General features: G+C 64.4%; 7 protein-coding genes. 1 reads left to right on the forward strand and 6 read right to left on the reverse strand.

What is annotated here, in order from left to right; translation table 11 throughout:
* The 3 genes from FNJ47_RS43230 to FNJ47_RS43240 all read right to left on the reverse strand — a co-directional run.
* Nucleotides 1-727: carboxyl transferase domain-containing protein (locus tag FNJ47_RS43230; RefSeq protein WP_347341800.1), on the reverse strand; the 727-nt coding region annotated here is incomplete at its 3' end.
* Nucleotides 727-2,325, reverse strand: coding sequence for an AMP-binding protein (locus FNJ47_RS43235; protein WP_163162509.1), 1,599 nt, complete (start codon nucleotides 2,323-2,325; stop codon nucleotides 727-729). The genes FNJ47_RS43230 and FNJ47_RS43235, both read right to left, overlap by 1 nt.
* A gap of 111 nt (nucleotides 2,326-2,436) precedes the next feature.
* Nucleotides 2,437-3,303 carry a beta-keto acid cleavage family enzyme gene (locus FNJ47_RS43240; protein ID WP_163162511.1) on the reverse strand — a complete coding sequence of 289 codons (867 nt, stop codon included), beginning with the start codon at nucleotides 3,301-3,303 and terminating at the stop codon, nucleotides 2,437-2,439.
* 213 nt (nucleotides 3,304-3,516) lie between these two features.
* Here FNJ47_RS43240 and FNJ47_RS43245 point away from each other — a divergent pair, with 213 nt between their 5' ends.
* A complete protein-coding gene (locus FNJ47_RS43245; protein WP_163162513.1) occupies nucleotides 3,517-4,740 on the forward strand; it encodes an ABC transporter substrate-binding protein in 1,224 nt (407 codons plus the stop codon).
* A 163-nt stretch (nucleotides 4,741-4,903) separates the two neighbouring features.
* Here FNJ47_RS43245 and FNJ47_RS43250 read toward each other — a convergent pair whose 3' ends face one another.
* From FNJ47_RS43250 to FNJ47_RS43260, 3 genes are all read right to left on the reverse strand, one after another.
* Nucleotides 4,904-5,725, reverse strand: coding sequence for a helix-turn-helix domain-containing protein (locus FNJ47_RS43250; RefSeq protein WP_163162515.1), 822 nt, complete (start codon nucleotides 5,723-5,725; stop codon nucleotides 4,904-4,906).
* A gap of 196 nt (nucleotides 5,726-5,921) precedes the next feature.
* Entirely contained in the window at nucleotides 5,922-6,578 is a 657-nt protein-coding gene (locus FNJ47_RS43255) for a glutathione S-transferase family protein (protein ID WP_163162517.1), read from the reverse strand.
* A complete protein-coding gene (locus FNJ47_RS43260; protein ID WP_163162519.1) occupies nucleotides 6,578-7,747 on the reverse strand; it encodes an acyl-CoA dehydrogenase family protein in 1,170 nt (389 codons plus the stop codon). The genes FNJ47_RS43255 and FNJ47_RS43260 overlap by 1 nt, the downstream gene beginning before the upstream one ends.
* Nucleotides 7,748-7,927: the final 180 nt, after the last annotated feature.

The raw sequence follows: 7,927 nt of genomic DNA on the forward strand, positions 1-7,927 counted from the left end.
CGTCGTCGTGGGTGTGCGCGGCCCGGCCGGGGCCCTGCGAGGGCGGGATGTCGCCGGGGGCGTGCTTGGGCTGCGGCGGCGCGCCGCGGAACGCGGTGGGGCTGCCGCGCACCATCCCGAGGTGGTCGGACAGGCCGGCCTGGTAGGCGCCGCCTGCCGTGGAAGACCCATGGGTGACGGGGACGCCCGGAAGCCCCGCTGCCGAGAGCCGCGCCAGGTTGCGGAAGATGTTGCCGCCGCGGACAAAGTCCTCGACGCGGTAACGCAGCAGATTGGCGCCGGCGCTTTCGACCAGCTGCACGTAAGGCAGCTTGTTCTCCAGCGCGAGCTCCTGCACCCGCAGCGTCTTGTCGAGGCCGTAGGGTTGCAATGCACCGGCGTCGATGCCGGCATCATTGGCGCTGACCATGCAGCGGATGCCGGAGACGAAGCCGATGCCGGCGACCAGCCCGCCGCCGGGCACGCTCTTGTCCGCATCCGGCACGTCGAACATGTAGCCCGCGAGCGTTGACAGTTCGAGGAACGGCGAGCCGGGATCGAGTACCAGCGCGACGCGCTCGCGAGGCAAGAGCTGGCCGCGCTTGTGGAAGCGATCCTTTGCCGCGGCCGACGCCTTGCGCGTCCGTTCCTCCAGCCCCCGCATCCGGGCGATCAGCGCCAGCATGCCGTCGCGATTGCCCTGGAAGCCGGCGCTGCCGGTGGCGATGGTGTTCTCGATGATGGCCACTAGGCGCGCTCCACAAAATACTCGCTGTATTGCTGCCGCAGCTCGACCTTGCGCAACTTGCCGGTCGCCGTCATCGGCATCTCCTCAAGGATACGCACCAGCTTCGGCACCTGGAAGCCGCCGAGATGCTTTCGGCAATGCGCCTCGATGCCGGCCTCGTCGGCCACCGCGCCGGGCTTCAGCTTGACGAAGGCGGAGACCGCCTCGCCCCATTGCGGATGCGGCAGGCCGACCACGGCGGCGTTTTGCACCGCCGGATGTGCCAGCAGCGTCTCCTCGATCTTGACGGAGGCGACGTTCTCGCCGCCCGACTTGATCATGTCCTTCTTGCGGTCGAGGAACAGCACTTCGCCATTGGCGTCGATCAAAGCAAGATCGCCGGTATGATGCCAGCCGAACTTGCGCGCCTCCTCGGTCGATTCGGTGTCCTTGTAATAGCCCATCATCACGTTGGGTCCGCGGTGCACCAGCTCGCCGATCTCGCCACGCGGCAGCAGATTGCCGTTGTCGTCCATGATCGCGGTTTCATTGACGATCAGCGACTCGCCCCAGTAATTGCCGAAGCGATCGAGCTGCACTTCGGGCCGCGACATCGTGGTCGCCGGATACATCTCGGTCTGGCCGCTGGTCAGCACGAAATTCGGGCACATGTCGGCCATCGCGCGCTCGAGCAGCGGCTTGCCCATTGGCGCCATGGTGTAGATACAGCAACGCAGGCCGGACAGGTCGTATTCGCGCCGGCGAGGATGATCGAGGATCGCCTGGTACATCAACGACAGGCCGACGAACACCGTGAGCTTGTCGCGGACGATCGCCTCCATGCAGACCACCGGATCGAAGCCGCGCATCAGCGCCATCCGGCCGCCGACTGAGAGATAGCTGAGCAGCAGCACGTGGCCGGCGCAATGGAACAGCGGAAACTGGCCGGTGATCCCGTCATCGCGCGAGAGCTGCATCTCGATGCAGTTGCTCATCACGGCCATGACCACCGCGAGATGGCAATGCATTGCGCCCTTTGGTCGCGACGTCGTGCCCGAGGTGTAGATGATCATCGCGAGATCGCGGTCGTTGATCTCGATCTCGGGCTCGATGTCGGATTGTCCCTTCAGCAGGCTGTCGAATTCCTGCAACCCGGTCTTGCCGGCATTTCCGGTCAAGTCGATCGCGATCATCTCCATGCCGCGCGCTTCCAGCGCGGTGCGGCGGTCGGCCTGGCCGTGGAGATTGTCGTCAATGATGGCGAAACGCACCTCGGCATGGTCGAGGATGTAGTCCATGTCGGCCGGACCGAGCATGGTGTTGATCGGCACCCAGACCAGGCCGGCTCGGTGGATGCCGAACAGCGCTTTGACGAACTCGACCGAGTTGTTGCAGATGGTCGAGATCTTCTCTCCCGGCTTCAGCCCGCGCTGCACCAGATGATTGGCGAAGCGGCTGGCGTCGCGCTCGAGGTCGGTGAAGGTGACCTGCCTGCCGCCATCGGTTAGCGCGACACGATCCGGAAACCGCCGCGCGGCACGCTTCAGGAGGTCGCCGATCGCGACCCGCCCGATCCGGCCCGGCCCGGTGACGCCGCCGGCTGCTGCGAGATTGTCCATGCCTGACTCTCCTCTCAACCGTCATTGCGAGGAGCGAAGCGACGAAGCAATCCATACCTTCCACGCGGCAAGATGGATTGCTTCGCTTCGCTCGCAATGACGGGACGACGCCTAGTGCCTGACCCCGAAGATCTGCCGCGCTTCCGCGGGGCTCGCGATCTCACGGCCGGCGCGACGCGCGCAGGCGGCGAGCCCTTCGACCAGCTGCCCGTTCGACGTCACCTTGGTGCCGTCGCCGAGATAGAACGTATCCTCGAGCCCGCTGCGCAGATGGCCGCCGAGGTCGGCGGCACGCTGGTGCAGCGGCCAGATCTCGGCGCGGCCGATCGCGGTGACCTGCCAATGCGCGTCCGGCGCCTTCAGCTTCAGGAGGATCGGCAGCAGCTCCGGATCGGCCGGCATGCCCGAGGCGACGCCCATCACGAAATTGTATTCGAGCGGGCCGGAATACATGCCGGTCTGCCGATACATGCCAACGCAACGCACGATGCCGACGTCGAAGCACTCGAATTCGGGGATGGTGCCGGCGACCTTCATGACGTCGAGATAATCCTGCACCTTCTCGACCGCGTTATCGAACATCATCGGCGGCCAGGCCCAGGTGTTGTCGGCCTTGACCTTCAGATAATTCAGCGAGCCGGCGTTGCAGGCGGCGATCTCGGGCCTGGTCTCGCGCACGCAGTCGAGCGCGCCCTGGTAGTTCGGCCCGGAGGTGCCGGTGGTGTGGTTGATGATCACGCCGGGGCAGGCCTCGCGGATCGCCTGCTGGATTTCCTTGCTGACGCCGACCTCCCATGACGGCAGATGGCCCTTGTTGGGCGCCTGCTGACGCAGATGGATGTGCATGATGCTGGCGCCGGCGTTGAACGCGGCCTTGGCCTCGCGCGCCATCTCTTCCGGCGTCACCGGAACATTGTGCTGCTTCGGGTCGGTAAGCACGCCGTTCAGCGCGCAGGTGATGACGGCCTTGTCGCTCATGGGTCTCTTGTCCGCTTTGCAGCGCACATGCGCTGCTGATTTCCCATGATGAGAAATTTGCCTTCGCGCCATCTTGCGTTGACTGGCTAAGTGGATGCGCCGGCGCTGTAATTCGCCGCCAGCCGGTTAACACAAGACGCGGAACGCGCCTGACGCATAGGCTCCGCTTCAAGCAGAAGCGGCGCAACAAGCCGGCATCACGGGGAGAACGTCATGGTTTCGATCAACCGGCGCACATGGCTCACCGGCGCGACGGGCGCGGGGCTAGCCGCCTTTGCAGGCCTCAGGCCTTTGCTGGCCGAAGATACACCCGGCGTCACCGCGACCGAGATCCGGATCGGCAGCACGACCTCGCTCAGCGGCCCGGTGTCGGCGCTCGGCGTGCAGGCGCGCTGCCAGGAAGCCTATTTCAAGATGCTGAACGAGCAGGGCGGCATCGCCGGCCGACAGATCAAGTACATCTATTACGACGACGCGTTCAATCCGGCGAAGACGGTCGAGCAGGTGCGCCGCCTGATCGAGAGCGACAATGTCGCCTTCCTGTTCAACATGCTCGGCACCGCGCCCAACTCGTCGGTCGTCAAATACATCAATGCCGCCAAGGTGCCGCATCTGTTCCTGTCGGTGAACGGCGACAAATGGGGTGACTATAAGAGCTATCCCTGGACCATGGGCTTTGCGCCCAGCGCGCGGACCGAGGCCCAGGTATTCGTCAAATATGCGCTGAGCCAGCACAAGGACGCGAAGATCGCGGTGCTCTACCAGAACGACGACCTCGGCAAGGACTTCGTCGCCGGTACCAAGGATGTGCTCGGCGAGCGGTTCGCGACATCCGCCGTGGTGGTTTCGCACGAGGTCACCGATCCCACGATCGATTCCCAGATCGTCAGCCTGCGCGGCGCCAATCCCGATGTGCTGATCTCGGGCACCACGGCCAAGTTCTGCGCGCAATCGATCCGCAAGATCCATGAGCTCAGTTGGAAGCCGATGCACTTCATCGCCAGCGGCGCAGCGTCGCTGTCCTCGACCATCATCCCCGTCGGCCTCGACAAGGCGCAGGGCACGATCTCATCGGCCTATATCAAGGACGTTGCTGACCCGGCCTGGGCTAATGACCAAGGCGTGAAGGATTTCCTCGCCTTCATGGAAAAATACTTCCCCGACGGCAATCCGAAGGAAGGCTACAACCTTTACGCCTATATGGTGGCGAACGTGCTCAAGATCGTGCTCGAGCAATGCAATGGCAATTTCACCCGCGACAACATCATGGCGCAGGCGAACAATTTGAAGGATGTTTATGTCCCGACGCTGCTGCCCGGCATCAAGGTCAACACCAGCCCGACCAATCACCACCCGCTGCAACAGCTTCAGCTGCAACGGATCGAAGGCCCCGGCTGGTTGCGATTCGGCGAGGTGATCCAGGGGGCAAATTTGTAGCGACGGAAAAATCCCCATCGTCGTCCCGGCCTAGTGCGCAATTGCGCACGGGGGCCGGGACCCATACCGCGTGATTCATCCGTGACGCGAGATGGCAGAGGCCTTTTGAAGCAACAACCGGCTGTGGTTACGGGTCCCGGCCTTCGCCGGGACGACAGCGGAGCTACGTCAGCGCGCGCTCTTGCCCCGTCCGGTAGATCGCAAGATCGCGCGAGCCCGAGAAGATCGCGCGCGGCTTCAGGCCATAGAAGCGGCGGATCGAGTGGCTGAAATGCGTGCTGTCGGGATAGCCGATGTCCTGCGCGAGATGCGCGAGGTTGATGTCCTGGTTGGCGAAGTGCAGCAGATGCCGCGCGCGCTTCCAGGCGCGGAACGAGCGGAAGGAGATCCCGGTCTCCTCCTTGAACAGGTGCAGGAAGCGCGACGGCGACAGCCCGGCCTCGGCGGCGCAGCCGGCCGCGGTCACCGGCTCGCCGGAGAATTTCCCGATGCGGCCGATCGCGCGTACGACGCGCGGATCGAGCACGCGCTGCGGCAGCGCATCGCCGAAGCACATGGTGTCGAACTCGGCATTCGCGATCGCATCGCGATGCTGCATCTCGCCGAGCGTCGCATAGGCGTTGCGAATCCGGTTGGCGAACAGATGCGAGTCCGGTCCTTGCAGGCGGCGGGCGACGGCTTCCAGCGTGCCATCGGGCACGCTCTCCGGCTCGATCGCAACGCAGATCGCCGAGCGATATTCGCTGGTGATGGTGTGGCGCAGGTTCGGCATCGTCACCGCGAGCTCGCCATGGGACTCGCGCCCCTCGCTGGTCGACAGCTGCAACCCGTCGCGGATCGCAACATAGACATGGAATGCGCCGGGACAGCGCTCGCGCGGACGCCCGAGCAGCCCGGCATAGAACACCCGTTCCGGCGTGATCAGCATCCGGTGGCCGGACTGCTGGCCGGACTTCTGGCACTTCGCGTCCACGATCGCGTCCATGGCGGTTCCTCCTCACGCGGCTCTTTGGGCCGCTGCGGCGGAGCTACCATAGCGCAAATTCGAGGACTGTCACCGACACAGGCGTCGTCATTCCGGGATGGTGCGTAAGCACCAGACCCCAGGTGCGCAATTGCGCACAGGGGAATCTCGAGATTCCGGGTTCAATGCTGCGCATTGCCCCGGAAGGACGGAGAAGTTACGGCCGTGCCCGCGGCGCAACATTCTGTTCGAGCCCGGCTTTTTGTTCCGCCGCCACCGCGCGCTTGTAACCGTCGCGCTGCTGCAGCCGCGCCCAATAGGCCGCGACATTCGGCCCGAAATCCTTGGCAAGGCCGATATTGCCGGCGAGCCGGAGCGCATAACCGTTGGCGATGTCGGCGGCGGTGAAGCGTTCCGCGCAGAGGAATTCCGATTTCGCGGCGGCGGCTTCGACCGCGCGCAGGCGGCCCAGGAACCATTTTGCATAGTCGCCCGACACTTGCGGGTTGCGCCGTTCCTCCGGCTCCAGTTGGCTGTAGCGGAGCACCAATGTCTGCGGAAAGGTCAGCGTTGCATCCGAAAAATACATCCAGTTCAGGAACGCGCCATAGGCCGGCTCGTCGACGCTGACGACCAGGGGCGACGGGCCGTATTTGGTGCCGAGATAATGGCAGATCCCGGAGGACTCCGTCATCCTGGTCTCGCCGTCGACCATGAACGGGATGGTGCCGAGCGGGTTGATGCCGAGATACTCCTTGGCGAACACGCGCGGCGGGAACGGCAGCATCTTCAGCTCATAGGGCAGCCCGAGCTCCTCCAGCATCCACAGCGGACGGAACGAGCGCGCGGCGTCGCAGTGATAGAGCCTGATCATCAGACGTTTCCCTTTTGCTTCATGCCAGGCAGCGTGCCCATCATCTTGCACAATACCATCAGCATGACCTCGTCGGCGCCGCCGCCGATCGAGGTCAGGCGGCTGTCGCGATAGGCGCGGCTGACCGGCGTCTCGTTGGTAAAACCCATGCCACCCCAATATTGCAGGCAGGCATCCGTGAGCTCGCGACCGAGCCGGCCGGCCTTCAGCTTGGCCATGGTCGCAAGCCGGGTGACGTCCTCGCCCGCCACCAGCGCCTCGCCGGCGCGATAGATCAGCGAGCGCAACAGCTCGACCTCGGTCTGCATCTCAGCGAGCTTGAAGTGTACGACCTGGTTGTCGAGGATCGAGCCGCCGAACGCCTTACGACCCCGGGTGTAGTCGATGGTCGCGTTGATGATGAACTCGTGCGCCTTCAGGCAGGCCGCCGCGCCCCACAGCCGCTCCTCCTGAAACTGGATCATCTGGTAGGTGAAGCCTTGGCCTTCCTCGCCGATCCGGTTGCGCTTGGGTATCCGGACATTGTCGAAGAAGATCTGCGCCGTATCGGACGAACGCATGCCGAGCTTGTCGAGCTTTCGCGCGACCTGCACGCCCTTGCTCTTCATCGGCACGCAGATCAGCGACTTGTTACGATGAACCGGACCGTCACTGGTGTTGGCAAGCAGGCAGATCCAGTCGGCCTGGGTGCCGTTGGTGATCCACATCTTGCCGCCATTGATGACGTAATCGTCGCCGTCGGAGCGCGCGTGGGTCTTGATCGAGGCGACATCGGAGCCGGCGCCGGGCTCGGAGACGCCGATGCAGGCGACCTGATCGCCCGCGATCGCGGGCACCAGGAATTCGCGGCGCACCGCGTCGGAGCCGAACCGCGCCAGCGCCGGCGTCGCCATATCGGTCTGCACCCCGATCGCCATCGGCACGCCGCCGCAGGTGATGGCGCCGAGCTCCTCCGCCATCATCAGCGCGTAGGAGTAATCCAGCCCCTGGCCGCCGAACTCGACCGGCTTGTTGAGGCCGAGGAAGCCGAGACTGCCGAGCTTCTTGAACAGCTCATGCGCCGGGAAGATGTCGGCCTTCTCCCATTCGTCGACATGGGGATTGATCTCGGCCGCGATGAATTTTTGCAAGAGCCGGCGCGGTTCGTCGTGGTCGGCGGTGAAGAGCATTTTTCCCTTGTCCTCGTCATTCCGGGGCGATGCGAAGCATCGAACCCGGAATCCATTTCACATCGAATCTGCTGCCCGCTGGATTCCGGGTTCGCGCTGGCGCGCGCCCCGGAATGACGGGCCTTTATTTTTCACCTCCCCCTGAAAGGGGGAGGTCGGAACGCTCGGCGTTGCCGCTGG

The sequence above is a fragment of the Bradyrhizobium uaiense genome, from assembly GCF_010811875.1.
Taxonomy (GTDB): Bacteria; Pseudomonadota; Alphaproteobacteria; order Rhizobiales; family Xanthobacteraceae; genus Bradyrhizobium; species Bradyrhizobium uaiense.